Origin of the sequence: uncultured Tateyamaria sp., from assembly GCF_947503385.1 — a bacterium.
Classification (GTDB): Bacteria; Pseudomonadota; Alphaproteobacteria; order Rhodobacterales; family Rhodobacteraceae; genus Tateyamaria.
In genome coordinates, this window is record NZ_CANNDO010000004.1 from 306,879 (window position 1) to 331,352 (window position 24,474).

Here is a 24,474-nt window from a genome sequence, read left to right on the forward strand (position 1 = left end):
GGAGACACCCATGCCCGCCCTGTCATTCGAAACCTTCCCGCCCAAGTCACTTGATGCCTCCTTTCACCTCTGGGACACCGTGCGCGCGCTGACACCGTTGGGGCCGCGATTTGTGTCTGTGACCTATGGCGCGGGCGGCTCTACCCAGAAGCTGACGCAAGAGGCGGCACAGACCCTGTGCAAGACCTCTGGCCTGCCGGTGGCAGCACACCTGACCTGCACCGGCCAGACGCGGGACGAGGTGCTGCGCACCGCCAAGCGGTATCTGGCCGCAGGCATCACCGATCTGGTTGCGCTGCGCGGCGACGGCACCGACGGTGGTCACTTTGCCCCCGTGTCAGGAGGCTTTGCGAACTCCATCGAACTGGTTACGGCGCTGTCGCGCAGCGGTCCGTTCAAAATCCGCGTTGGTGCCTATCCGGACGGACACCCCGATGCGGCCTCCGCAGCGCAAAACATCGACTGGCTCAAAGCCAAGATCGACGCGGGCGCCTGCGAGGCGATCACTCAGTTCTTCTTTGAGGCCGACAGTTTTCTGCGGTTCCGCGACGCCTGTGCAGATGCGGGCATCACCGCACCTGTCACGCCCGGCATCCTGCCCGTCGCCAATTGGTCCCGCACCAAAAAATTTGCCCAGACCTGCGGCACACCCATCGCTGCACATATCGCCACCGCCTTTGACCGGGCCGAACGCGAAGACCGGGCGGAACTCTTTGCGCTCACCCAATGTGCCGAACTCTGCGACACATTGCTGGCCGAAGGCGTCGACGCGCTGCACTTTTACACGCTCAACCGCCCTGACCTGACGCTTAAAGTCTGCCGTGCGCTTGGCCTTGTCCCGCAAACCAGTGCGCTGCATGTCGCCTGAGCATAGGCACTAGACTGATCGGTCCAATGCGCCTAGCGTCTGCAAAGACGCAACAGCCCGAGGCCCCTCATGCCCCGTATCGCCACCTCTCCCGCAGACCTGCCCACCCCGCAGGAACTATTGTCGATGTCGGGCCTCGAATTCATGCAGGGGATTCTTGACGGAACCGTACCCGGCCCGCCCATCGGCAACACGCTGGGCTATACGTTGCACAGCGTCAGCGCGGGCACGGTGACCTTTCGCGGCACGCCCGAATTCAACGTCACCAATCCAATGAGCACAGTGCATGGCGGCTGGTACGGCACCCTTCTGGACAGTGCCATGGCCTGCGCAGTGATGACCCGCGTTCCGCGCGGCAGCGTGTACACAACGCTGGAATACAAGATCAACATCATCCGCCCAATCCCACTGGGCATGACAATCGACTGCATTGGAACGACCGATCACGCGGGCCGGTCCACCGGTGTGGCCACCGGTGAAATCCGCGGCGTCGAGGATGGCAAACTCTATGCCACCGGATCCACCACCTGCATCATTATGAAGATGACCGATCCGTCGCCATAGGGTTGGGGCACATTGCGGCGCTCGAACAGTCAGCAGATGTGATTTGCGCCTCCCCAAGGACGGCTGCGGCACAGTTGCGCCGGGATGCCAGCGGCGGACACACAGCTCTGCGCACCCTGCTTTGGCCAACGCGCCGCACCTATGCGCGGCGCGCCCTGTGCCAGCCTGTCTTGTAGGCCAATATGCCCGCGCAAAATCCTCGCGATGAGACGCCCACCCGCCTGTCCACAAACACCACCCTTTCCCGTTGGAGTTTTCAGCGGCCCCGTGCCCATCTTCCCGAAGACCCTCTTTTCTTGTCGCAGCAACAGGCGTAAGGCCGAGACATGCAACGCATGTCGTATCCCACCCACGCGCGCGCCATTATGGTGCTGGGGCTGCCCCTGATTGGCGGGCATCTGGGTCAGGTCGCCATTGGGGTGACGGACACCATGATGCTGGGCTGGTATGGCGTGACCGAGCTTGCCGCGCTGACCGCCGCAGGGTCATGGTTTTTTGTGCTGTTCTTGATGGGATCGGGCTTTGCCTGGGCCGTGATGCCGATGGTTGCCGCGTCCCATGCCGAGGATGACGACACAGCCATCCGCCGCGCAACCCGCATGGGCCTGTGGCTGAGCCTTGCCTTTGCCGCGCTGTCGATGCCGCTGATGATATGGTCAGAGCCCATTCTGCTGGCCTTGGGCCAGACCGACGATGTGGCCCGGCTGGGGGCGGAGTACCTGATGGTCGCCGGTTGGGGCATTTTCCCCGCGCTGATCGTGATGACCCTCAAAAGCTATCTGGCCGCGCTTGAACGTACCCAGATCGTGTTCTGGATCACTGCACTGGCCGCGCTCGTCAACGGGCTTGCAAACTACGCGTTCATCTTTGGAAACTGGGGTGCGCCCGAACTGGGCATCACCGGTGCAGCGCTCGCCTCGCTTTTTACGCAGATCGCGATGCTGGTGGGGGTGGTCATCTATGTCCTGTTCCGAATGCCAGAACATACGATCTTTGCCCGCTTGTGGCGCCCCGATTGGGACATGTTCGGACAGGTGTTTCGACTGGGCTGGCCGATTGGCCTGACCAGCCTCAGCGAGGTCGGCCTGTTTGCCGCGTCGGCCTTTATGATGGGATGGCTGGGCGAGGTGCCGCAGGCGGCACATGGCATCGCACTGCAATTGGCCTCGATCACTTTTATGGTTCATCTGGGGCTGAGCAATGTGGCGACGATCCGCGCGGGCAACGCGCTGGGTCGGCACGACATTCCGCATATGGTGCGCGGGGCGCATACCGTCTTTGCGCTCAGCGTGGCGACAGCGCTGGCCACCATCGTGCTGTTCGTGGCAATGCCCGAACCGCTGGTCAGCCTGTTTCTGGGGCGCGACGTGGCGGGCCGGGACGAGATCATGGCCATTGGCATCGTGCTGCTGGCCATGGCGGCGGTGTTCCAGTTGGTGGACGGGGCGCAGGTCATTGCGCTTGGGCTACTGCGGGGCGTGCAGGACACCAAGGTGCCTATGATCCTCGCCGCTGTGTCCTATTGGGCGATCGGAATGCCGTTCTCTTACATCTTTGGCTTTGTGCTGGAATGGGGCGGTGTCGGCGTCTGGATGGGATTGGTGGTGGGCCTTGCTGCCGCAGGCGTCGCCCTGATGCTGCGGTTTTGGGGCACATCGATCCCCCGCCTTGTCCAGACCGAAGCCGCGCGCGCCGGGTGATCCGCCCGGCCCGCGCCGCGCCCGGTCAGAGGATAAAGTCGCCTGCGACCACCTCTTGGACCCAGCGCAGTTCGATCCGCTCGTCTGCCTGCCCGTCGCCGTCATGGTCGATCTGGACATAGTCGCCGTCAAACCGGACCTCGGCACCTGAGCCGCTGAAATCGGCCTCTCCGACATAATCCAAGCCGCCAAATGCGCTCAGGTCGATACGGTCGACCCCGGAATCAAAGCCAAGGATCACATCCGTCGACTTTCGATCCAGACCGCTGTCACCTTGGGCAAAGACAAAGACATCGCGGCTGTCGCCTGCTTCCCAATCCTTGAGGATATCGCCGCCCGCGCCGCCGATAAACACATCGGCCCCATTGCCGCCGACCAGATCGTCGCGCCCGTCGCCACCGTCGAGCGTATCGGCATCGTTTTCACCAAAAAGCGTGTCGTCGCCCGCGTCCCCGGACAGAGCGTCCGCACCGTCACCACCGCCGATCTTGTCGTTGCCCGCACCACCCGTCACCGTGTCGTCGCCCGTATGGGCCCAGACCGTGTCCCGCCCAGCCCCGGCGGCGATATCATCGTCGCCCCCTTCGCCGTAACCGACGTCGTTGCCATCGCCCAAGGTGATGCGGTCATCACCGTTGCCACCGCCAACCGTGTCCCGGCCAGCGCCCGCGTCGATCACGTCATCACCCTCTTCGCCCCAGATCTTGTCACGGCCACCGCCGCCCCACAGGCTGTCGTCGCCCGTCCCGCCACCCAGCGTGTCCGCGTGAGTGCCGCCCCAGAGCATGTCGTCGCCGCCCTGCCCCCACACCTGATCGCGTCCCGCTCCACCGGACGCGCTGTCATCACCGTCCCCACCGCCCAGCGTGTCGTCGCCGCGTCCGCCCTCAAGCGTGTCATCGCCCGCTTCGCCCCACAACTTGTCGTGGCCGCCTTCGCCCATGAGGTGGTCGTCACCGTCACCTCCGCCCGTCACGTCGTGGCCCGTCCCGCCATAGACAATGTCGTCACCGATCCCGGCCCAGATCTTGTCATTGCCGCCTTCGGCCTCGAAAATCTCGTCAGCGGCATCAATCACAGCATCACTGTAGGTGCCGGAAAACAGCGTCTCGCCCGCGTTGGTGCCGTAAACGCGGTTCTCACCGTTCACAAAGTAATTCATCCAACCCGCGACATCCGCGACGGTTTCGTTCTGATTGCCGTCCTCGTTCTGGAACCGCCCGTCCACAATGCGGAACCCCACATGGTAGATCGCATCTGCCACCGTGTTGATGAAACCGCGGCCCTGAAACTGAAACGTGCCGCCATCGCCCTGCACAAGGTGAAAGCCGGTTTCCGCGTTGCCTTCGTCGTCACCGTGCCCAATCAGGAACGTCTCAAAAAGGTCCGCGTTCCCACGGATGTAAGCCGACAGCGTCCGCAGATCCGCCACAGACAGCTTGCCATCCGCGTTTACGCCCGTGGCGGCCATCGCCGCCTCGATCACCTCGTTCATCTGGCGTGCAGCATCTGCACCGCCCTGAATATCCGCGTCAGAGATGTTGGCGCGCAGACCGGGATCCATCTCGGTCAGGGTTGCGATGGTCTCAAGGCTGATGTTGGCTGTTGGCTCTGGCATGGAACTGTCTCCTGGCTGGCAATGCGCCATCCCGTTGACAGGTCAGGGACACGCGACCAAGCGCTGGCAACGCTTCGCCGAGCCTTGGGCGGAAAGCCTCACAATGGACAGTCACCGTTGACATAATCTCGGTACAGGTCCGCCGATACGGCACCGACCGGGACGCAAACGGCCTCAGTCGGATTTGATCAACCTGTCCGCCTTTTTGCGCACCAGCACAGATCGCAGATCGTGCATGGCCAGCAACAGCGCGTCGGTGACGTCCTCAAGCTGTTCGTCGGTTGCGCGTGACTGTGCCCAGTGGGTCGTGAGGTTCAGGTAGTCGACCGCCCGGTGGATGTCGTCGATATCGCGATGGGCCAGCACCTGCGCGCGCTCTGCCATCCACGTCTCGATCCGGGCCATGTCTTCTTCGGTCAGGGCACGGTCGCCATGAGGTTTGACCTCACCATTGCGGATATTGATCACCGCAATCTGATCCATCTCGATCCGGCGCTGGCGGTTTTCCGTGTCCACACGAAAAACCGCCGCGCCGTTCTCGCGGACCCGGAAATAGTAATCTGGCAGCTCGGCGCCCATCTCGTTCCTCGTTACGTCAGTCCCGCACAAAAGGTCTGGATGCGGGTGCAAGCCTCTTTCAGGGCTTCGTCCGACGTAGCGTAGCTGACGCGAAAGTTCGGCGATACCCCGAATGCAGCCCCGAAAACGACCGCCACGCCGGTTTCCTCCAGCAGCGCAGAAGAGAACGCGGCATCGTCGACGATCTTGGTGCCACCTTTGGACGTCTTGCCGATGCAGCCCGCAATCGACGGATAAACATAGAACGCACCATCCGGAACGGGGCAGCGGACACCCTCGGCGGCATTCAGCATCTCAACCACCATGTCACGGCGCCGTTTGAAAATGGCGTTGTTGGGTGTGATGAAATCCTGCGTGCCGTTCAACGCTTCGACTGCGGCCCACTGGCTGATCGAACAGGGGTTCGATGTGGACTGCGACTGCACCTTGCGCATGGCCTTGATCAACGGCTCAGGCCCCGCAGCGTAGCCAATCCGCCAGCCGGTCATGGCATAGGCTTTGCTGACCCCGTTGACCGTCAGCGTCCGGTCGTAGAGACGCGGCTCGACCTCGACGGGGGTGCAGAATTCGAAATCCCCGTAGACGAGGTGTTCGTACATGTCGTCGGTCATCACCCACACATGCGGGTGGCGCATCAGCACGTCGGTGATCTGCTTGAGTTCATCGCGGGTGTAGCCCGCGCCGGTGGGGTTCGAGGGCGAGTTGAAAATCAGCCACTTGGTCTTGTCGGTGATGCAGCTTTCAAGCTGGTCCGCCGTCAGCTTGAACCCGGTCTGCAACGACGCCTCGGCAATCACCGGCGTGCCGCCCGCCAGCAGCACCATGTCGGGGTAGCTGACCCAGTAGGGTGCGGGAATAACCACTTCGTCCCCTTCGTTCAGGGTCGCCATCAGCGCGTTGTACAGAATCTGCTTGCCGCCCGTGCCCACGGTCACCTGCGCTGGCGTGTAGTCCAGCCCGTTGTCCCGCTTGAACTTGGCCACGATGGCCGCTTTCAGTTCGGCGATGCCGTCGACGGCGGTGTATTTCGTTTTGCCCGCCGCAATGGCCGCCACGGCGGCGTCCTTGATGTTTTGCGGCGTATCAAAGTCGGGCTCGCCGGCACCAAGGCCGATGATGTCGCGCCCTTCGGCCTTCAGCGCGGCCACCTTGCCCGTCAGGGCAACGGTCGGAGACGGTTTGACGCGGTCGAGTGTCGCGGAAAGGAATGTCATGCTGGGCCTCGGAGGATTACGGGTGTAGGTGGTTGCGTGATACGCACCCTGCGGCAGCCGATCAACCGCACAATCCGCCAAGGAGACGGCCCATGGAAGATCAGCAAGATTGGTACAGCGACGACGCAGCAACCTTTGGTGACCGGGTTGCAGGCGCGCGCGAACAGGCGGGCATGACCCAGAAACAGCTGGCCAAGCGGCTGGGCGTGCGTCTGTCCACCGTCCGCGCATGGGAAGACGATCTGAGCGAGCCGCGCGCCAACCGCCTGTCGATCATGGCGGGCATTCTGAATGTCTCGATGATGTGGCTGATCACTGGCGAGGGCGAAGGCGTCGATGCCCCAACGGATGTAACCCCGGTCAACGACACCGTGCGCGATCTGATGATCGAGATGCGTGACCTGCGCGCCGATCTTCTCAAACGTGCCGAACAGGTTGGACGGCTGGAAAAACGCCTGCGCGCGGCCATGAACGAGACGCCAGATGGCTGAGGAACCGCGCGACCATAAGATCAAGCGGCTGCACATGCGGTCAATGCGGCGCGGGATCAAGGAGATGGACCTGATCCTGTCAGCCTATGCACAGGCCGAACTGGCGCAGATGTCGGATGCGCGCATGGCGCTTTATGATTCGCTGCTGAGCGAGAATGACCAGGATTTGTACCAGTGGGTCACCGGTCAGTCCGCCGCACCGGACCAGTTCGCCGAGATGATATCTGAAATCTCGATGGTGTTTCAGAAATAGATTCAAAGCCTTACGTCTTTAACCGAAAATTTCCGAATCCCCCCCATTTTGACTTCCGAGCAGATTTACTCGGAGACGTCGGATGAGCGTTCAAGACCCGATACAGACTATTCCTGGCACCAATGATGCTGGCACTGACCGTGGTTTCATGGTGGCCTATCTGGAAGCGCTTTCGCTTGTAGAACGGCTGCACCGCCTGTTGCTGGACGTCATCAAAGATGAGTTCGAACGCGTTGGCGTTCTTGAGATCAATGCCGTGCAGGCGCTGCTGTTGTTCAACATCGGCGACAACGAAGTGACCGCAGGCGAATTGAAAAGCCGCGGTTACTATCAGGGCTCCAACGTCAGCTACAACCTCAAGAAACTGGTTGAGATGGGCTATATGCACCATCAACGCTGCGAGATTGACCGCCGGTCGGTCCGTGTGCGCCTGACGGAAAAGGGCCGGCATATCCGTGTCGTGGTCTCGGAACTGTTCGAACGTCACGCAGAGGGTCTGCAAGCCCGCGGTGTGCTGGGTCCCGAAGGGATCACCGACATCACCGGATCGCTGAAGCGGGTCGAACGCTACTGGACTGATCAGATACGCTACATCTACTAGGCTCAGGCGACGTCCGCGCCGCCTCGCCAACTGGCCAGCCTGTCTGCCCAAGTGGGCGGCGGCGGACCCTGCGCAACGGACGGGTGCACCCGCTCGGACGGGTCGAGACCGATCCTGCGCGCGCGGCGGGTGATGAACCACCGGCCATAGCCGGCAAAGGTTCCGATCGAGGCGGCCATGGGGTCTTGCGCATACCGCCCGGCCCACCCTTCGGGCAGCGGCAGCCCACAGGTTTCGGCCTGCTCCATCATCCAGACCAGCGGAATATTCGACAAGGGGCGCGCCCAGTTGCGATGGGCAAGCTGGCCGCCAACGTCACCATGGGTGCCGCGAAACCACATCTGCACCAGATGCCCGTCCCAATCATCGGTCGTGTCCCACATCACCGGCGCATAGGCCACCCGTGTCTCGTTGCGCGCAAGGGCGTGGAACCCGCGCTTGACCGACTTGCCCAGATGATGGTTGTGGAACGCATGGCGTGGCGCGCTCATCCGCCAGAGCACCGGCATGTTCAGCCCCAGCGATTTGACCGTATCCCAGACGCCGATCATCTCGATCTCGACCGTCTCGTGGCATGTATTGCGCGCAAATGTCTGCGCCGCAGCACTGTCCGGCGTGCATTCATAATGCCGGTAGATCGTCCGGATGTTGCGCTCGGTCGCATGTTGCGCCTTGAGAAGCCCCACGCGATCAATCACTCCGGCAAGCGACCGGATTGCATAGGCCCCGCGCGAATACCCCAGCAGGTAAATCTGGTCGCCGGGCCGGTAGCGCGAGGCGAGATATCCGTAGGCTCGCCTGATCTGACGATTGATCCCGCGGCCAAAAACAACGTCGCCCGCCCGCCGCCAATGCGACCATTGCAGACCCGGTTCGTAATACACAGACACCGAATTGTCGGTCTCGTGCAGCAGCTTGGCCGCCAACCCGGCATTGGTCTCTTCGCCCGGCTCCAGCGTCGACATGGTACCGTCAATGATGATCACATGGGTGGTCTGGCCCCGCACAGGCGGGTCCACCTCCGGCAGTCCCTTGCCAAAGCGCCCCTGTAACCAGTGGGCAATGCGTTTATTCAGCCGCGATAGCACCATGCTGCAGCAATTCCCAAACACGTCGCGGTGTGAACGGCATATCCGCCTGACGCACGCCACGCTCCCAAAGCGCGTCCTGCACCGCGTTGGACACCGCGGCCAACGCGCCCACCGTACCCGCTTCGCCGCAGCCTTTCATCCCCATGATGTTGGCTGTGGACGGAACCGGTTCGGACGTGAACCCAATCATGGGAACGTCGCCCGCACGCGGCAAGGCGTAATCCATGAACGTTGCCGTGAGCAACTGCCCGTCTTCGTCAAATTGTACATGTTCGGTCAGTGCCTGACCAATGCCCTGCACTACGCCGCCATGCACCTGACCTTCGGCCAGCATCGGGTTGATAAGGTTCCCAAAATCGTCAACGACCGTGTACCGGTCCGTTGTTACCACGCCCGTGTCCGGGTCGATCACGACCTCGGCAACGTGGCACCCATTGGGAAAGCTGCGCGCCTCCAGTGTGACGCGGCGTTCATGCACCATCAGATCATCACGTCCCGCCTCACGCGCCATCTCGGCCACCTCGATCATCGTGGGGGTCAGGTTTGTCCCTTCGACCCGGAACCGCTCGTCGTCAAAGCTGATCTCGGAGGCCGGCACACCCGTCTCATCGCTCAGAAATGCGGCAAACCCTTCGATCATCGCGCCGACCGTGGCCAGCGTGGCATTGTTCTGCACCGTCACGGACCGGGACCCGCCCGTACCGCCACCCTGTTTGATCTTGTCGCTGTCGCCTTGGATGACGTCGATCATATCCACAGGCACACCGGTCTGATCGCTCAGGAACTGGGCATAGACCGTCTCGTGCCCCTGCCCGTTCGACTGCGTGCCCACGTAGATCAGCACGCGCCCGTCGTCGGCAAACTCGACCTTGGTCGTCTCCGCCGGGTCGCCCAAGATGCTTTCGATGTAGTAGCACAGGCCAAGGCCCCGCATCCGCCCCGCTTCAGCGTCCGCCGCCTTGCGCGCCGCAAATCCTGCGAGGTCCGCTTCACTTTCCGCGCGCCGCAGCACCTTGTCGAAATCACCAACGTCATAAGTCTCGCCCACGGGCGTGTCATAAGGGAACTGGTCCGGCCTGATGAAATTGCGCCGACGCAGCGCCAACGGATCCATGTCCAATTCGCGCGCGGCCCGGTCCATCACCCGCTCCAGCACGTAAATCGCCTCGGGCCGCCCGGCCCCCCGATAGGCATCGACCTGTGTGGTGTTGGTAAAGAACCCTTCGGAGCGCATGAAGATCGTCTGGATGTCATAGACCCCTGTCAGCACGCGGGAATATAGCTGCGTCTGGATCGCCTGCGCAAATTGCGAGTTATAGGCCCCCATATTCGCCTTGATGTGGCTGCGATAGGCGGTGATGCGCCCGTCGGCGTCAAAGGCGAGTTCGGCGAGCGTCGTCAGATCGCGCCCGGCATTGTCCGACAGCATCGCCTCTGTGCGTTCCGACATCCAACGCACCGGATGCCGCAGCGCGCGGGCAGCAAAGGGCACAAGGATGTTTTCCGGGTAGATAAACGCCTTCATCCCAAACCCGCCACCGGTGTCTGGGTTGGTCACACGCACATCGCCCGCATCCATGCCCAACGCGGCCGAGATGATGCCCTTGGGACCCCAGACGCCCTGCCCGTTCACAGCCACATGCAGCCGGTCGCCTTCCATCTGGGCATAGCACCCGCGCGGCTCCATCGCGTTCACGATCACGCGGTTGTCCCCAACCTCAAGGCGGACCACATGCGCGGCCGCATCAAAGGCCGCATCTGTCGCATCCGCATCGCCCAGCCCCCAGTCATAGGCCACATTGTCAGGTGCCGTGCCATGCAGCGTTTCACCGCCTGCGGCCAGATCCATCTTGGCGGGCAACTCGTCATAGTCGAATTCGATCAACTCGGCCGCATCCCGCGCCTGCGCCAGCGTGTCCGCCACCACCAGCGCCACAGGCTCGCCCACAAATCGCACCCGGTCCTTCGCCAGCACGTGACGATCCGTTTTGGCCCCGTCACTGCCGTCCTGATTCTTGACCAGCGTCGCAGAGATCATCGAGTTCACCCCTGCGGCCTCAAGGTCGGCCAGCGTGTAGACCGCCCGCACCCCATCGGCGTCGCGCGCATCACTGACGTCCAGCGTCGTGATCACCGCATGGGCCACCGGCGACCGGAACACAAAGGTCTGGTAGGCATTGGCCGGTGCGATATCGTCCACATACCGTCCCTCTCCGGTCAGAAAGCGGATGTCTTCGCGGCGGGTGACGGGCTGGCTTTTTCCGAATTTTTCCATGGGGGGCTCCTTGGGCGCGGCGGGCGCTTGTGCTTGCTGCGAACCTAGCGGCTGTGCCTTGCGTGTCCAGACCGCTTATCCACTCCTGAGGGCGCGCAAACGCCTTATTGCCCCGCCCCCGCCCCTTCGCTATCTCACGGCTCAACAAACGAAAGGGATCAGGCCGATGGCTCTGGGAAAATTCAACGCAAAAGAGGCCGAGGCGCGGATTTACGCGGACTGGGAAGCGGCGGGTTGTTTCGAGGCGGGTGCAAACGCGTCGCGCGACGACAGCTATTGCGTGATGATCCCGCCGCCCAATGTCACGGGCGTGCTGCACATGGGCCATGCGTTCAACAACACGCTTCAGGATATTTTGGTCCGCTGGCACCGGATGCGCGGCTTTGACACGCTCTGGCAGCCCGGCACAGACCATGCGGGCATTGCGACCCAGATGGTTGTCGAACGCCGTCTGGCCGAAACGCAGCAGCCGTCGCGGACGGAGCTTGGGCGCGAGGCGTTCACCAAAAAAGTCTGGGAGTGGAAGGCGGAAAGCGGCGGCACCATCCGCGATCAACTGAAACGGCTTGGCGCGTCCTGCGACTGGAGCCGCGAGGCCTTCACCATGTCCGGCGCGCCCGGAGCGCCCGATGGCGAAGAAGGCAACTTCCACGATGCCGTCATCAAGGTTTTTGTGGAGATGTATCGGCAAGGCCTGATCTACCGCGGCAAGCGGCTGGTCAATTGGGACCCGCATTTCGAAACCGCCATTTCCGATCTTGAGGTCGAAAACATCGAAGTGCCGGGCCACATGTGGCATTTCAAGTATCCGCTCGCAGGGGGCGAGACCTACACCTATGTCGAAAAGGACGCCGACGGAAACGTCACGCTGACCGAAGATCGCAACTACATCTCCATCGCCACCACACGGCCCGAAACCATGCTGGGCGATGGGGCCGTTGCGGTGCATCCATCGGACGAGCGTTACGCGCCAATCATTGGAAAACTCTGCGAAATCCCGGTGGGGCCAAAAGAACACCGCCGTCTGATACCGATCATCACCGACGAATACCCGGACCCTGACTTCGGCTCAGGCGCGGTTAAGATCACAGGCGCGCACGATTTCAACGACTATCAGGTGGCCAAACGCGGCGGCATCCCGATGTATAACCTGATGGACACCAAGGCGAACATGCGCGCCGACGGCAAACCCTACGCCGAAGAGGCCGCCGTGGCCCAAGCCATCGCCAACGGCGAACAGGAGTTCGACGAAGCCATGGTCGCCGCCATGAACCTCGTCCCGGACGCATATCGCGGCCTGACCCGCGAAGAGGCGCGCGCACAGGTGGTGGCCGACATCACCGCCGAAGGCAACGCGGTCACGCACACCATTGAAACCGATGAGGGCACCGAAGAGGTCGCCTACGTCGAAAACAAACCCATCATGCAGCCCTTTGGTGACCGTTCACGCGTGGTCATCGAACCCCTGCTCACCGACCAATGGTTCGTCGACACCGCCAAAATCGTCGGCCCAGCGCTGGATGCGGTCAAAAACGGCGACGTCAAAATCCTGCCCGAGAGCGGGGAAAAGGTCTATTACCACTGGCTCGAAAACATCGAACCCTGGTGCATCTCGCGCCAGCTGTGGTGGGGCCACCAGATCCCGGTTTGGTTTGGACCTTCAGTAAACGCAGACGGTACTTTGTCAGCTCAAAACCAACTTGAGTTTTGCGCACCCAACTTTGACGCTGCCGTTGCCGTCGCCAAGACCAAATACACAAGTTTGCTCGGCTATGAAGTCGAAATAGACGATTTCAGAATGATCGACGGCGACTGGGCGGACAGCATTAAAGCTGCCGGAAAACACGTCGCAACAGCAGACGCACAATGGGGTTTTCTCGATGACGGGCGAATTACAGACATTGTAATCAAACGGGACGAAGACGTCCTCGACACATGGTTCTCCTCCGGCCTCTGGCCCATCGGCACCCTCGGCTGGCCCGAGGACACGCCAGAACTGAAAAAATACTTCCCCACCTCCGACCTCATCACCGGCCAGGACATTCTGTTCTTCTGGGTCGCCCGCATGATGATGATGCAACTGGCCGTCACGAACAAAGTGCCCTTCGACACCGTCTATCTCCACGGCCTCGTCCGCGACGCCAAGGGCAAGAAGATGTCGAAATCCACCGGCAACGTCATGGACCCGCTCGACCTGATCGAGGAATACGGGGCCGACGCCCTGCGCTTTTCCTCCGCCGCCATGGCCTCACTCGGCGGGACTCTCAAACTCGACACCCAGCGCATCGCAGGCTACCGCAACTTCGGCACCAAGCTCTGGAACGCCGCCAGCTATGGCGAAATGCGCGGCACCTTCGACGTGCCCCACACAGACGCCGTACCCGACACCAAACACCCGCTCAACCGCTGGATCAAAGGCGAGATCGCCAAGACGCGGCAAACGGTGGACCAAGCCCTCACAGACTACCGTTTCAACGACGCGGCCAGCGCGCTCTATGCCTTCACCTGGAACACGTTCTGCGATTGGTATCTCGAATTCACCAAACCCATCTTCGACGAAGGCACGCCGGAAGACATCGCAGAAACCAAGGCCACCTACGCCTGGGCGCTCGACCAATGCCTGATCCTGCTGCATCCGATCATGCCCTTCATCACCGAAGAGCTATGGCAGCAGAAACCCCGCCCCAAGCGCCTGATCCACGCCGATTGGCCCAGCTACACAACCGATCTGGTGGACGCCGAGGCCGATGCAGAAACAGGCTGGGTGATCAAACTGATCGAAGCCATCCGCTCCGCCCGTGCTCAAATGCACGTCCCCGCCGGGGCCTACATTCCGTGCGTCGTCAGGAATTTCGAACCGCAGGCCAAGGCCGCCTACCAACGCAACGAAGCGCTGATCAACCGCTTCGCCCGCCTCGAAAGCCTGAGCGAAACCACCGACTTCCCCAAAGGCACGGTGGCCCTCGCCGTCTCCGGCGGCACATTCGGTCTGCCCCTCGCAGATGTCATTGACGTCGCCGAAGAAATCGCCCGGCTCGAAAAAACCCTCGGCAAACTGGCCAAGGAACTGGGCGGGCTGCGCGGACGGCTCAAAAACCCCAAATTCGCACAAAGCGCGCCCGCCGAAGTGGTCGAGGAAACCAAGGCAAACCTCGCCGCGCGCGAAGAAGAACAAGGCAAACTCCAAGAGGCCCTCACCCGCCTCAAGGAATTATAACCCCTTCTTCTGACCGGAAATACCACGGGGAGTTTGAGGGGCAGAGCCCCTCATTCACAAAAATGAATCGCGTCGCAAAGCGTCCTTTGGATCACTTGAACACAGGCGCACGCTTGGCAAATGTGGCGGCCACGACCTCCATCTGCTCTGGCGTGCCCATCAACCCGGCCTGCACCTGGCTCTCTTCCAGCAAAACCGCATCCGCGTCCTGCGTCTCCGCATAGCCAATCAACGCCTTCGCCGCGCGCAGCGCGGCTGGCGACTTCAACGTCAACTCTTCTGCCAGCGTCATTGCTGCGGCCAACGGGTTGTCCGCCAGTTCCGTCACCAACCCCCACGCGGCCGCCGTCTCGGCCGATACCGGTTCCGCCGTATAGGTCAACCGGCGCAGCACATCCGACCGCACCAGCCGCGGCAACAACACCATGCCCCCCATGTCCGGCACGATGCCCCATTTCATCTCCATCACTGCAAAGCGGGCCTCCGGCGCCGCGATCCTGATGTCCGCACCCAGCGCCAGTTGCATCCCCGCGCCATAACACACCCCATGCACCGCGGCGATCACCGGCTGCGGCAGCCGGGCCCACACCATCGCGACCTCCTGCCACTGGTTCGTGGTTCCGTCGCCATGGGTCCGTGGCATCAACAGAGTTTCGGGATCCTTGCCGATCATTGCCCCCAGCCCGCCGATGTCGATGCCCGCGCAAAAACCCTTGCCCGCCCCCGACAGCACGCAGACCCGCGCATCCGACGCGGCGACCTCCTGCCCCGCCGCAATCACCGCGTCGATCATTGCCTGATCCACGGCATTCATCTTGTCAGGACGGGTCAACTGCACATGGGCGATGTGGTTGTTATAGGTGATCGCAACGCGCGCTTCGGTCATGGGTCACTCCTCTTTGGGTCCAGACAAACCCAAAGCGCGAAGACGCGCCAGCAAAACGTGACGGCAGGCGTTCTTGCTGTGGCGCGCCACCCGCGTTACCCCTGCGCACATGACGACATTCCGCCTGACCCCGCTTGCCGCCCGCCTGCCCTCAACCGTGCCCTTTGTCGGCCCCGAAGCACAGGAACGCGCGCGCGGTCGCCCCTTTCAGGCGCGGATCGGTGCCAATGAAAGCGTCTTTGGCCCGTCGCCCAAGGCCATCGCCGCAATGGCCGCGGCAGATCATCAATACTACGGCGACCCGGAAAATCACGACCTGCGTGCGGCCCTTGCCGCGCATCACGGCATACACCCCGAAAACATTATGGTGGGCGAAGGGATCGACGGCCTGCTGGGCCATCTCGTGCGCCTGTTTGTGGGTCCCGGCGATGCAGTTGTCACGTCCGATGGTGCCTACCCGACATTCAACTACCACGTCGCGGGCTTTGGCGGGCAATTGCACAAAGTCCCCTATGCCAACGATCACGAGGATATGGCCGCCCTGTGCGCCAAGGCAGCGCAGGTCGATGCCAAGCTGATCTACCTTGCCAATCCCGACAATCCGATGGGCAGCTGGCACAGCGGCGCGGACATAGTGGCGGCGCTCGACACTGTGCCCAATGGGACGGTTCTGGTCCTCGACGAGGCATACGCCCAATGCGGCCCAACCGACGCCATCCCGGACATCGCAATCGATGACCCCCGCGTGATCCGGCTGCGCACCTTCTCCAAGGCGTACGGGCTGGCCGGGGCGCGGGTCGGCTACGCAATGGGCGCAGCGGCGTTGATCGACGCCTTCAACAAGGTGCGCAATCACTTCGGCATGAACCGCGCGTCGCAGGCCGGCGCGCTGGCCGCGCTCGAAGATCAGGCCTATCTCGCCGACGTCCTGCACAAGATTGCGTCAGCCCGCACACGTATCGGCCAGATCGCAGCGGATAACGGCCTGACCGCACTGCCCTCTGCCGCCAATTTCATTGCCGTCGATTGTGGCCGGGACGGTGCCTTTGCCAAGGCCGTGCTCGACGGACTGATGTCCCGCGACATTTTTGTGCGGATGCCCTTTGTTGCGCCGCAAAACCGATGCATCCGCATCAGTTGCGGGACAAGCGCCGATCTTGCCCGTCTCGCAGAGGCACTGCCCGGCGCCCTCTCGGACGCATCTGATCACGCGAAATCGTGATGACAGGGCATTCCGTCACATTATAGTCTGGTGTCAGGACCATCGCGTGAGGTCACCATGGACGACCGGACACAAGGCACTGCGCCCAATTACACCAACGCCTGCATCGTCATGTTTGGCGTCAACATCACATGGATTCTTGTCGCCATATGGGCGATTTGGGGGCTGATCGCCGCAGTGCTGCTGGCCCTTGGCCTCAACCACCTGATGGACCGCCTGCGCCACTGGGCCGCCGCGCGGCAGGCCGCCTCGATCCGGCGCGGCAAAGAGGTCTAGCCTAACCCGCTGCGATCACTGCGGCGGCGGCCTCGACCGCGCCTGCGCCCTTGGGCACCTCAAGCGCAGTCAGGCCAGCCTCGATCCCGCCCAGCAGGCCCAGCACCATCTGGCCATTGACGTGCCCCATATGCCCCAGCCGGAAAAAGGCACCCGCCGCCGGGTCACCCGGTTCTGCCATGCCGAGACCAATGCCCAAAGTGAGCCCGAGATGCGTTTCCACCCAGCGGCGCAGGGCCGTGCCCTGCGGGCTGGGCAAGCGCAATGCGGTCACCGCCGTGCTGCGGCAAGCCGGGTCCGCGACATTCATTGCCAGCGCGCCGCCTTCCGCCCACCTGTCGCACGCGGCCCAGATGGCGCGCGCCAGCACGTCATGACGTTGCCACACCGCCTCGATCCCTTCGGCGTGGATCATGTCCAACGCCACGCGCAAGCCATACAGATGGTGCGTCGGCGCGGTGCCGTTCCAATACTGGTAGAACTCTTGCGGATTGGCCCGGGGCGTCCAGTCCCAATAGCGACTCACCCGCGGCATCGCGGCACGCACCCGAGCGGCCTTGTCGTTAAAGAACACAAACGCCATGCCCGGCGGCACCATCAGCCCCTTCTGGCTGCCCGTCACCATCACATCGACACCCCAGCCGTCCATCTCGAACCGGTCACAGCCAAGCGAGGCGATGCAGTCGGCCATCAGCAGCGCGGGGTGATCTGCTTCATCCAAAACGTCGCGCAATGCCTTGATATCGTTCCGGATCGACGTTGACGTGTCCACATGAACCGCAAGCACGGCCTTGATCCGATGCCCGGTATCGGCGCGCAACGCGTCGGCCACACGTGCAGGATCAACCGGGGCGGATTTGCCAAAATCTATGACCTGCGTGTCGGCGCCAAGACCTTCGGCCATTTCCGCCCAGCCATGTCCAAACCGGCCCGTCGCGGGCACCAGAACCAGATCACCGGGGGCCACCGTGTTGGCAAGCGCAGCCTCCCACGCGGCGTGCCCGTTGCCGATATACATCGCCACATGCCCGTCCGTGCGCGCCACGGCGCGCAAATCCGGCACGATGCCCGCGGCCATCTCGACCAGCGCGCCTTCGTAGATGTTGGGTGCCGCCCGGTGCATCGCACGCAGCACCGCGTCGGGCATCACCGACGGGCCGGGAATTGCGAGGTAGTCACGGCCGTGCCGGGCAATGGAAGATTGGGACATGCGGGAGAATCCGGTTTGATTTGATGTGCGGCACCCTAGCGCGCCGCGGCGCAGGGTCAATCAGTGCGGCGGCTGCTTGCCCCAGCCGATCACAACAGGTAGTGGTGGTGCTCATATCATTTATCGGAGCATGGCCCCTGCGCCCTTGTCCCAAAACGTGAGCACTCCCAACACCCCTGATACCCCCATGGCGGCCTCCGGCCCGTTGCTGCGCTGGCTGTGGAACGGCTATCTCAAAAAGCACACAGGCCTGATGGGCCTTGCCATGTGTTTCATGGTGCTCGAAGGGTCGATGCTGGGCGCGCTCAGCTATCTGATGCAGCCCATGTTCGACGACGTGTTTGTTGCGGGCGACGGGCAGATGCTGATCTGGGTTGGCCTGATGGTCATCACGATCTTTATCGTCCGCGCATTTTCATCGGTGGTGCAAAAGGTCATCCTGACCCAAGTCGCCCTGCGCACCTCTGCCGCGCTGCGCTTTGACCTGTTGGACCGGATGATGTTGCAGGACGGCGCGTTTCACCAGCAACACCCGCCCGGCTTTCTGATCCAGCGGGTGCAGGCCGATGTTGGGGCTGTGGGCGAGGTCTGGCGCGCGATCATCACCGGGGCCGGGCGCGACCTGATTGGCCTTTTTGTCCTTTTTGGCGTGGCCATCAGCGTGGACCCTGTGTGGGCTTTGCTGGCCTGCGTGGGCATCCCTGTGCTGGTTCTGCCCGCCTCTGCCGCGCAACGCTATGTGCGTCGCTATGCGCGCACGGCGCGGGACCTTGGGGCCTACCTGTCCACCCGTCTGGACGAAGTGTTCCACGGCATCGTGCAGATCAAGCTGAACGCGCTGGAAGACTACCAATCCGACCAGTACCGCACCCTTACCCGCCGATTCATCCGCACCGAAACCCGCGCCGCCTTTGGCGGGGCTGCGATCCCTGCGATGATCGACATCATTTCGGGTGTCGGGTTCATGGCCGTTATTCTGTATGGCGGGTCCGAGATCATCTCCGGTGAAAAGACCATTGGCGAGTTCATGACCTTTTTCACCGCCATGGGCTTTGCCTTTGACCCGCTGCGCCGCTTGGGTGGCATCGTGGGACTGTGGCAAACGGCGGCAGCGGCCATCGAGCGGGTCAAAGAGCTGCTGGATGCGCCTTTGATGCTCACATCGCCCGACGCACCCGCCACGCCGCCACGGGACGACCTCGACATCGTGCTTGAGGACGTATCGCTGACCTATGGCGAAACTCAGGTGCTGCGTGGCCTCAGCGTCGTGGCCGAGGCGGGCAAGACCACCGCACTTGTCGGCGCGTCAGGGGCGGGCAAATCGACCATCTTTAACCTGCTCACCCGGCTGGTGGACCCGCAGCAGGGGTCGGTGCGCGTGGGCGGGGTCGAAACGACGGACATGGATCTGGCCGATCTGCGCAGCCTGTATTCCGTGGTGACGCAGGAGGCGCTGCTTTTCGACGAAACATTGCGCGAAAACATCCTGCTGGGCCGCAAGGACGTCTCTGATGACCGCCTGCGCGAAGTGATGGATGCCGCCCATGTGTCCGATTTTGTCGACGGCTTGCCCGACGGGTTGGACACGCGCGTGGGACCGCGCGGTTCTGCCCTGTCCGGAGGTCAGCGCCAGCGCGTTGTGATCGCCCGCGCACTGTTGCGCGACACGCCCATCCTGCTGCTGGACGAGGCGACATCCGCGCTTGATGCCCAGTCCGAGAAGGTGGTGCAAAACGCCCTTGACCGCCTGTCAGCCGGGCGCACAACGCTTGTGATCGCGCACCGGCTGTCCACCATCCGCGAGGCCGACAAGATCGTGGTCATGGACCGGGGCGAAGTCACGGATGCAGGCACGCACGAAGATTTGCTGGAACGCGGCGGCATCTATGCCGACCTCTATCGGTTGCAGTTCCGCGATGGCAAAACCGTTGTCGACAGCAAAGTGGCGCAGGCGCTGGGATCCAGTGGCGATTTTGGCCGCGAAATGACGCCGGGGCTGATCGCCCGCATCCGCGCACGCCTGTTTGGCAACGTCTAGCGACGATAGCGCGCGGCCAACCGGTCCGCGTCGGCCCCCATCAGGAATTGCGCCAGCAGCCACAGATTGCGCGCCCCTCGGCGCACCCAGCCCTGCGCCCGGTAGCGCGCCGCACTGGTCCGCGCCACCGCTTCCAAAGGCTGCATCTGTCCTTTGAGCGCGCGCGCCATGGCAACATCTTCCATCAACGGAATGTCCCGGTAGCCCCCAACCCGATCATAAAGCGTCCGCGGCAGCAACAGCCCCTGATCACCGTAAGGCAGGCCAAACCACCGGGCGCGCCGGTTGGCCCAACCGGCAACCCAGCGCCCGCCCCGGTCAAAGCGCAACTGAAAATACCCCGCCTGCCCGCCGGTCAGATGCGCGCGCACCGCATCGGTCCATCCCGGCTCCAGCACCGTGTCGGCGTGCAGCACCAAAATCCACGGCGCGCGGGCCGCCGCACAGCCCCGGCGCAGTTGCCCCCCGCGTGACGGTGCCCCGTCGATCACCGTCCCCCCCCACGCATCCGCCAGCGCTTTGGTCGCGTCCTCCGACCCGCCGTCACTCACGATCAGCTCGGTCACAAGGCCCGCATCAAGGCCTTCGACCAGCGCCTCAAGCGTGTCGGACAGCGTTGTCGCAGCATTCAGGGTGGGGATCACAACCGAAATCGGTGCAGGCACAGTCAGCCTCTTTTGCTTTGGGCGGGGCCTGCTATATCACCAACAGGGCCGAAAAAGGAATTCCGCGATGTCAGACCGCCATGTGTTTCGCCTCTCGGGTGCCGATATCCGCCCGTTTTTGCAAGGGCTTGTCACCAATGATGTGGACAAAGTTGACGCCGGATTGGTGTATGCGGCGCTGCTGACGCCGCAGGGCAAATACCTTGCTGACTTCTTTCTGGCTGCGGATGGGGCGGATGTGCTGCTGGATGTGGCCGCGCCGCTGGCACCGGGTCTGGCGCAGCGGCTGGGCATGTACAAATTGCGCGCGGACGTGGCAATCGCCGACAGCGGGCTGCACGTGCATCGCGGGCTGGGCGATGTCCCGCAGGACGGCTATGCCGATCCGCGCCACACCGCGCTGGGGTGGCGCGCATATCGCGCGGACCCCGCGCCCGACACCGATGTCGACTGGACCGCCCTGCGGGTTGCGCATGTGGTGCCGGAAACCGGGATCGAACTGACCCCGGACAGCTACATCCTCGAAGCGGGGTTCGAGGCCTTGGACGGCGTGGATTTCCGCAAAGGTTGCTATGTCGGCCAAGAGGTCACGGCGCGCATGAAGCACAAGACCACGTTGCGCAAAGGGCTGACACAGGTGCGCGTCGATGGCGTGGCGGCACCGGGCACGGATATCACCGCGAACGGCAAAACCGTCGGAACGCTCTATTCCCAATCGGGCAGCCATGCGATTGCGCACCTGCGGTTTGACCGGGCAACGCCGAATATGCAGGCGGGCACGGCGCGCGTGACATGGGATGCGGCCACGGGCTGATTACGCCCGTTCGGAATATTCCATCGTCTCGGTGTTCACCACGATGTCTTCGTCCGGGCCTACAAAGGGCGGCACCATCACCTTGACGCCATTGTCGAGGATCGCCGGTTTGAACGAATTCGCCGCCGTCTGACCTTTGACCACCGGCTCGGTCTCAACGATCTTGCAGACGACCTTTTGCGGGACCGTCGCGTTCAGCGCTTCGTCTTCGTAAAATTCGACAACAATTGTCATGCCGTCCTGCAAAAACGGACGCCGGTCACCCAAGAGCTCCGCAGGCAGGCTGATCTGTTCGTAGGTCTCGGCATCCATAAACATCAGCATCCCGTCATCTTCGTAAAGGAATTGCTGATCTTTCTGTTCCAGACGCACCCGCTCGACCTTGTCCGCGCTGCGGAATCGTTCGTTCAGTTTGGACCCGTTGCGCAGGTTGCGCAGCTCGACCTGGGCAAATGCCCCGCCTTTTCCGGGCTTTACGTGGTCGACCTTCACAGCGGCCCACAGACCGTCATTATGCTCCAGCACGTTACCGGGGCGGATCTCGTTTCCGTTGATTTTAGGCATGTGGCAAAACCATGGCAAAAGGTTGATCATAAGTTGACGCCCCCTATATCTCGGGGATGAAGGCCCGGCAAGACAACGATATACTGTGTTGCACCTGCAGCAAGCTATGCAGGCAGCGCAAGGGAGCCATGCAATTTCGGGGTATCCGAATCGGTGTGGATGCGCCATAAGGAACGCCACGCCGAAATCACAAGAGCAAGAATAAAGGAAGGACGACGAATGAAAGACTTCGTTGACGGCACAGCCTTTAACAACGAACAAGGCAACCGTGCACGTAAACTTTTTGCAGCCGTTGTGTTGGCTGCGCTCGATGATGCCATTGCTGATGACAAGAAATACGGCAATGGTCCCGAGCAGATCGCCCGCTGGGCCCGTTCGCGCGACGGGCGCGAGGTGCTGAGCTGCGCAGGCATCGACCCCAACGAACGGGTTGTCGAAGGTCTGATGGAATTCGTGGGCAAGGGCGTCCGGACATCCGTGGCGCTGAGCCGCGAAGAATCCGAGCGTCGCAACGCCGCACAGCAAGCCGAAGCTGCATAAACCCTGCCGCTTCGATGATTTGGAAAGCGCGCCCCGCCGGGCGCGTTTTTCGTTTCAGGACCGTGGCGACACCGCTGCTCAGCCGTCCACAAAGAAAAACAGCCATTGGCGCACCACCCAAATCTCCATCGCGATCAGGATCAGGCTGATCAGGCAAGCCCAGATCGGCACGGCACGCCACCACAGAACCGCTGTCGCGGTCAAGGCGGCAGCGGCCTCTGCCGGGGCAATCCACATCGCACCGTGGCGGCGGTCCCAATAGCTGACCGGGCTTTCGAACACCCACCCCGTGACCGGCCAAAAGTGTGGGCGTCCATCGTCATGGTGTAGCGGCATGTCCAGCGCCAAATGCAACAGCGCCGCGCCGGTCAGCGCCACGGCCCACGGGGCCTGCCGCCACAGTGCCACAGCGCAAAACGCGCCCCACACCAGAAACGAGTTGTCGATGGCAAACACGGTTTGCCAAACATCGGAAAAGTACAACTCGTCAAAGACGCGCTGCGCCGGAATGCCCAGCAGGAACAGCGCACCGCCCGCCAGTACATAAAGCGACAGATCGGGGGCCAATCCGCCCAACAATGCGGCGCCGACGATCCTTGATGTTCCGGGGCGTCCGAACACGGCGGCGCCCAGCAACAGATGTGCAGGTGTGTTCAAGCGTCCGGACCGTCAGACGCAGAAGGCATCGCTATTCCAGCTCTTGCGCGGCCAAAGCGCGGTGAATTTCCCGCCGCACCAGCTTGCGCACATTGCGCGTGATCCGTTCGCCCAGCGCGCCCTGCAACTCTTCGCGGACGATATCCGCAACAAGATCGCGCAGCGCTTCCTCGTCCAGCACATCTTCGTCACTGGAAAAGACCTGCGCATCGACGTCATCATCCGCATCCTCGTCGGCCATCGCGCGGGTCGCGTGATGCGAAAAGGTCGGCGCGGCACCGGTTTCGGCGTCTTCCCATGCCATTGTGGGCGCTTCGGTCCCCGCATAGGCGTCCGCGCCGGGATCGTCCGGCTCCCATTCATCCACACGGTCAGCCACCAGCGTTTCCAGCGCGGCAATCTTTTCGCTCAGCGACCGGTCGGATGATGCGGCATCGGCACCGCGCGCTGCTTCGGGCGCGAGGTCTTCGGGCATCGTTTCCGCGTGCACGTCAGGCTCATCAGACATCTCTTGGGACGTTTCTGCGGCAGGCGCGTCTTCGGCCTCGACATTATCATGGGATTGTTCCCAAACGTCCGCTTCGGCTTCGGCTTCGGCTTCGGCTTCGGCTTCGGCTTCGGCTTCGGCTTCGGCTTCGGCTTCGGCTTCGGCTTCGGCAAAGACAACTTCGTCGGCAAAGCCTTCGTCAATCTCGTCGCCGACCCCAAAGCTGTCGCCGCGCATCACATATGTGGGCAATGTGTCCGGATCGACCCACAACCCGGCCGCCTTGTCGCGCTGCACGTCTTCTTCCAACGGCGCAGCCTCGTCCTGCACGCCATGGCGCTCGGTTATGAACTCTGTCAGCGCCGTGGGGTCCGGATCAGGCAAATCCTCGGCCTGATCGGTCTCTTCCTCGGGTTCGACCGGCTCGGTTACGCGCAGCGACGGCGTCAGAACCAATCGGTCTGGCGTTGCATTTGCGTCCCGGGTTTCTTCTGCCGGTTTGTCATCGGATACCAAACGGCGGATTGACGACAGAACGTCTTCCACCTCCGCATTTGTCATGGGGTCGGACATGTAACTACCACTCTCACCTCGGGTCAAAGTCTACATGGTGGATGAGAGTCGCACAACAGGGTGCTGAAAAG

Annotated in this window: 23 protein-coding genes; 12 read left to right on the forward strand and 11 right to left on the reverse strand. The window is 62.5% G+C overall.

What is annotated here, in order from left to right; all coding sequences use genetic code 11:
• Positions 1 to 10: 10 nt before the first annotated feature.
• The 3 genes from Q1A85_RS15360 (at position 11) to Q1A85_RS15370 (ending at position 3,132) form a co-directional block, all read left to right on the forward strand.
• Positions 11 to 868, forward strand: coding sequence for a methylenetetrahydrofolate reductase (locus tag Q1A85_RS15360; protein WP_299691179.1), 858 nt, complete (start codon positions 11 to 13; stop codon positions 866 to 868).
• Between the two features lie 69 nt (positions 869 to 937).
• The gene (locus tag Q1A85_RS15365) at positions 938 to 1,432 is read left to right on the forward strand and encodes a PaaI family thioesterase (RefSeq protein ID WP_299691182.1); all 495 of its coding nucleotides are present in this window, start codon (positions 938 to 940) and stop codon (positions 1,430 to 1,432) included.
• A 326-nt stretch (positions 1,433 to 1,758) separates the two neighbouring features.
• Complete coding sequence (locus Q1A85_RS15370; RefSeq protein ID WP_299691185.1) at positions 1,759 to 3,132, forward strand: MATE family efflux transporter; 1,374 nt, start codon at positions 1,759 to 1,761, stop codon at positions 3,130 to 3,132.
• 25 nt (positions 3,133 to 3,157) lie between these two features.
• Here the strand turns inward: Q1A85_RS15370 and Q1A85_RS15375 are convergent, their stop codons facing one another.
• From Q1A85_RS15375 to Q1A85_RS15385, 3 genes are all read right to left on the reverse strand, one after another.
• A complete protein-coding gene (locus Q1A85_RS15375) occupies positions 3,158 to 4,750 on the reverse strand; it encodes a calcium-binding protein (protein ID WP_299691188.1) in 1,593 nt (530 codons plus the stop codon).
• Between the two features lie 174 nt (positions 4,751 to 4,924).
• The gene (locus tag Q1A85_RS15380) at positions 4,925 to 5,329 is read right to left on the reverse strand and encodes a hypothetical protein (protein WP_299691191.1); all 405 of its coding nucleotides are present in this window, start codon (positions 5,327 to 5,329) and stop codon (positions 4,925 to 4,927) included.
• 11 nt (positions 5,330 to 5,340) lie between these two features.
• Complete coding sequence (locus Q1A85_RS15385) at positions 5,341 to 6,543, reverse strand: pyridoxal phosphate-dependent aminotransferase (RefSeq protein WP_299691194.1); 1,203 nt, start codon at positions 6,541 to 6,543, stop codon at positions 5,341 to 5,343.
• Between the two features lie 92 nt (positions 6,544 to 6,635).
• Here Q1A85_RS15385 and Q1A85_RS15390 point away from each other — a divergent pair, with 92 nt between their 5' ends.
• The 3 genes from Q1A85_RS15390 (at position 6,636) to Q1A85_RS15400 (ending at position 7,888) form a co-directional block, all read left to right on the forward strand.
• On the forward strand, positions 6,636 to 7,034 hold the full coding sequence (locus Q1A85_RS15390) for a helix-turn-helix domain-containing protein (protein ID WP_299691197.1): 399 nt from the start codon (positions 6,636 to 6,638) through the stop codon (positions 7,032 to 7,034).
• Positions 7,027 to 7,287: a succinate dehydrogenase assembly factor 2 gene (locus tag Q1A85_RS15395; protein ID WP_299691200.1), complete on the forward strand. Its 261-nt coding sequence runs from the start codon at positions 7,027 to 7,029 to the stop codon at positions 7,285 to 7,287. Before Q1A85_RS15390 ends, Q1A85_RS15395 begins: the two co-directional genes overlap by 8 nt.
• Positions 7,288 to 7,369: 82 nt before the next feature.
• Positions 7,370 to 7,888 carry a winged helix DNA-binding protein gene (locus tag Q1A85_RS15400; protein ID WP_299691203.1) on the forward strand — a complete coding sequence of 173 codons (519 nt, stop codon included), beginning with the start codon at positions 7,370 to 7,372 and terminating at the stop codon, positions 7,886 to 7,888.
• Positions 7,889 to 7,890: 2 nt separating this feature from the next.
• Here Q1A85_RS15400 and Q1A85_RS15405 read toward each other — a convergent pair whose 3' ends face one another.
• The gene (locus tag Q1A85_RS15405; RefSeq protein WP_299691206.1) at positions 7,891 to 8,979 is read right to left on the reverse strand and encodes a DUF2235 domain-containing protein; all 1,089 of its coding nucleotides are present in this window, start codon (positions 8,977 to 8,979) and stop codon (positions 7,891 to 7,893) included.
• Complete coding sequence (locus tag Q1A85_RS15410; RefSeq protein WP_299691209.1) at positions 8,957 to 11,254, reverse strand: xanthine dehydrogenase family protein molybdopterin-binding subunit; 2,298 nt, start codon at positions 11,252 to 11,254, stop codon at positions 8,957 to 8,959. The genes Q1A85_RS15405 and Q1A85_RS15410 overlap by 23 nt, the downstream gene beginning before the upstream one ends.
• A 166-nt stretch (positions 11,255 to 11,420) precedes the next feature.
• On the opposite strand from Q1A85_RS15410, the gene Q1A85_RS15415 reads away from it, so the two are divergent.
• A complete protein-coding gene (locus tag Q1A85_RS15415) occupies positions 11,421 to 14,471 on the forward strand; it encodes a valine--tRNA ligase (RefSeq protein WP_299691213.1) in 3,051 nt (1,016 codons plus the stop codon).
• Between the two features lie 91 nt (positions 14,472 to 14,562).
• Here the strand turns inward: Q1A85_RS15415 and Q1A85_RS15420 are convergent, their stop codons facing one another.
• Positions 14,563 to 15,357, reverse strand: a complete 795-nt coding sequence (locus Q1A85_RS15420) for a crotonase/enoyl-CoA hydratase family protein (RefSeq protein ID WP_299691216.1) — start codon at positions 15,355 to 15,357, stop codon at positions 14,563 to 14,565.
• 109 nt (positions 15,358 to 15,466) lie between these two features.
• Between Q1A85_RS15420 and Q1A85_RS15425 the strand changes: the two genes are divergently transcribed.
• On the forward strand, positions 15,467 to 16,579 hold the full coding sequence (locus Q1A85_RS15425; RefSeq protein ID WP_299691219.1) for a pyridoxal phosphate-dependent aminotransferase: 1,113 nt from the start codon (positions 15,467 to 15,469) through the stop codon (positions 16,577 to 16,579).
• Positions 16,580 to 16,636: 57 nt separating this feature from the next.
• On the forward strand, positions 16,637 to 16,855 hold the full coding sequence (locus tag Q1A85_RS15430; RefSeq protein ID WP_299691222.1) for a hypothetical protein: 219 nt from the start codon (positions 16,637 to 16,639) through the stop codon (positions 16,853 to 16,855).
• A gap of 1 nt (position 16,856) precedes the next feature.
• On the opposite strand, the gene Q1A85_RS15435 is transcribed toward Q1A85_RS15430, so the two are convergent.
• The gene (locus Q1A85_RS15435; protein WP_299691225.1) at positions 16,857 to 18,065 is read right to left on the reverse strand and encodes an aminotransferase class V-fold PLP-dependent enzyme; all 1,209 of its coding nucleotides are present in this window, start codon (positions 18,063 to 18,065) and stop codon (positions 16,857 to 16,859) included.
• A gap of 187 nt (positions 18,066 to 18,252) precedes the next feature.
• Here Q1A85_RS15435 and Q1A85_RS15440 point away from each other — a divergent pair, with 187 nt between their 5' ends.
• Positions 18,253 to 20,103, forward strand: a complete 1,851-nt coding sequence (locus tag Q1A85_RS15440; RefSeq protein ID WP_299691472.1) for an ABC transporter ATP-binding protein — start codon at positions 18,253 to 18,255, stop codon at positions 20,101 to 20,103.
• Here the strand turns inward: Q1A85_RS15440 and Q1A85_RS15445 are convergent.
• The gene (locus Q1A85_RS15445) at positions 20,100 to 20,768 is read right to left on the reverse strand and encodes a TIGR04283 family arsenosugar biosynthesis glycosyltransferase (protein ID WP_299691228.1); all 669 of its coding nucleotides are present in this window, start codon (positions 20,766 to 20,768) and stop codon (positions 20,100 to 20,102) included. The two genes, Q1A85_RS15440 and Q1A85_RS15445, sit on opposite strands and share 4 nt — an antisense overlap.
• A 67-nt stretch (positions 20,769 to 20,835) precedes the next feature.
• Here Q1A85_RS15445 and Q1A85_RS15450 point away from each other — a divergent pair, with 67 nt between their 5' ends.
• A complete protein-coding gene (locus tag Q1A85_RS15450) occupies positions 20,836 to 21,582 on the forward strand; it encodes a folate-binding protein (protein WP_299691231.1) in 747 nt (248 codons plus the stop codon).
• Here Q1A85_RS15450 and efp read toward each other — a convergent pair whose 3' ends face one another.
• Positions 21,583 to 22,146 (reverse strand): elongation factor P, encoded by a 564-nt coding sequence (efp, locus tag Q1A85_RS15455; RefSeq protein WP_299691234.1) that lies wholly within the window; start codon positions 22,144 to 22,146, stop codon positions 21,583 to 21,585.
• 219 nt (positions 22,147 to 22,365) lie between these two features.
• On the opposite strand from efp, the gene Q1A85_RS15460 reads away from it, so the two are divergent.
• Positions 22,366 to 22,686 (forward strand): DUF6280 family protein, encoded by a 321-nt coding sequence (locus tag Q1A85_RS15460; protein ID WP_039684470.1) that lies wholly within the window; start codon positions 22,366 to 22,368, stop codon positions 22,684 to 22,686.
• Between the two features lie 78 nt (positions 22,687 to 22,764).
• Here Q1A85_RS15460 and Q1A85_RS15465 read toward each other — a convergent pair whose 3' ends face one another.
• Together Q1A85_RS15465 and Q1A85_RS15470 are read right to left on the reverse strand one after the other, a co-directional pair.
• Entirely contained in the window at positions 22,765 to 23,343 is a 579-nt protein-coding gene (locus Q1A85_RS15465; RefSeq protein WP_299691237.1) for a cobalamin biosynthesis protein CobQ, read from the reverse strand.
• 31 nt (positions 23,344 to 23,374) lie between these two features.
• Positions 23,375 to 24,403 carry a hypothetical protein gene (locus Q1A85_RS15470; protein WP_299691240.1) on the reverse strand — a complete coding sequence of 343 codons (1,029 nt, stop codon included), beginning with the start codon at positions 24,401 to 24,403 and terminating at the stop codon, positions 23,375 to 23,377.
• Positions 24,404 to 24,474 lie beyond the last annotated feature (71 nt).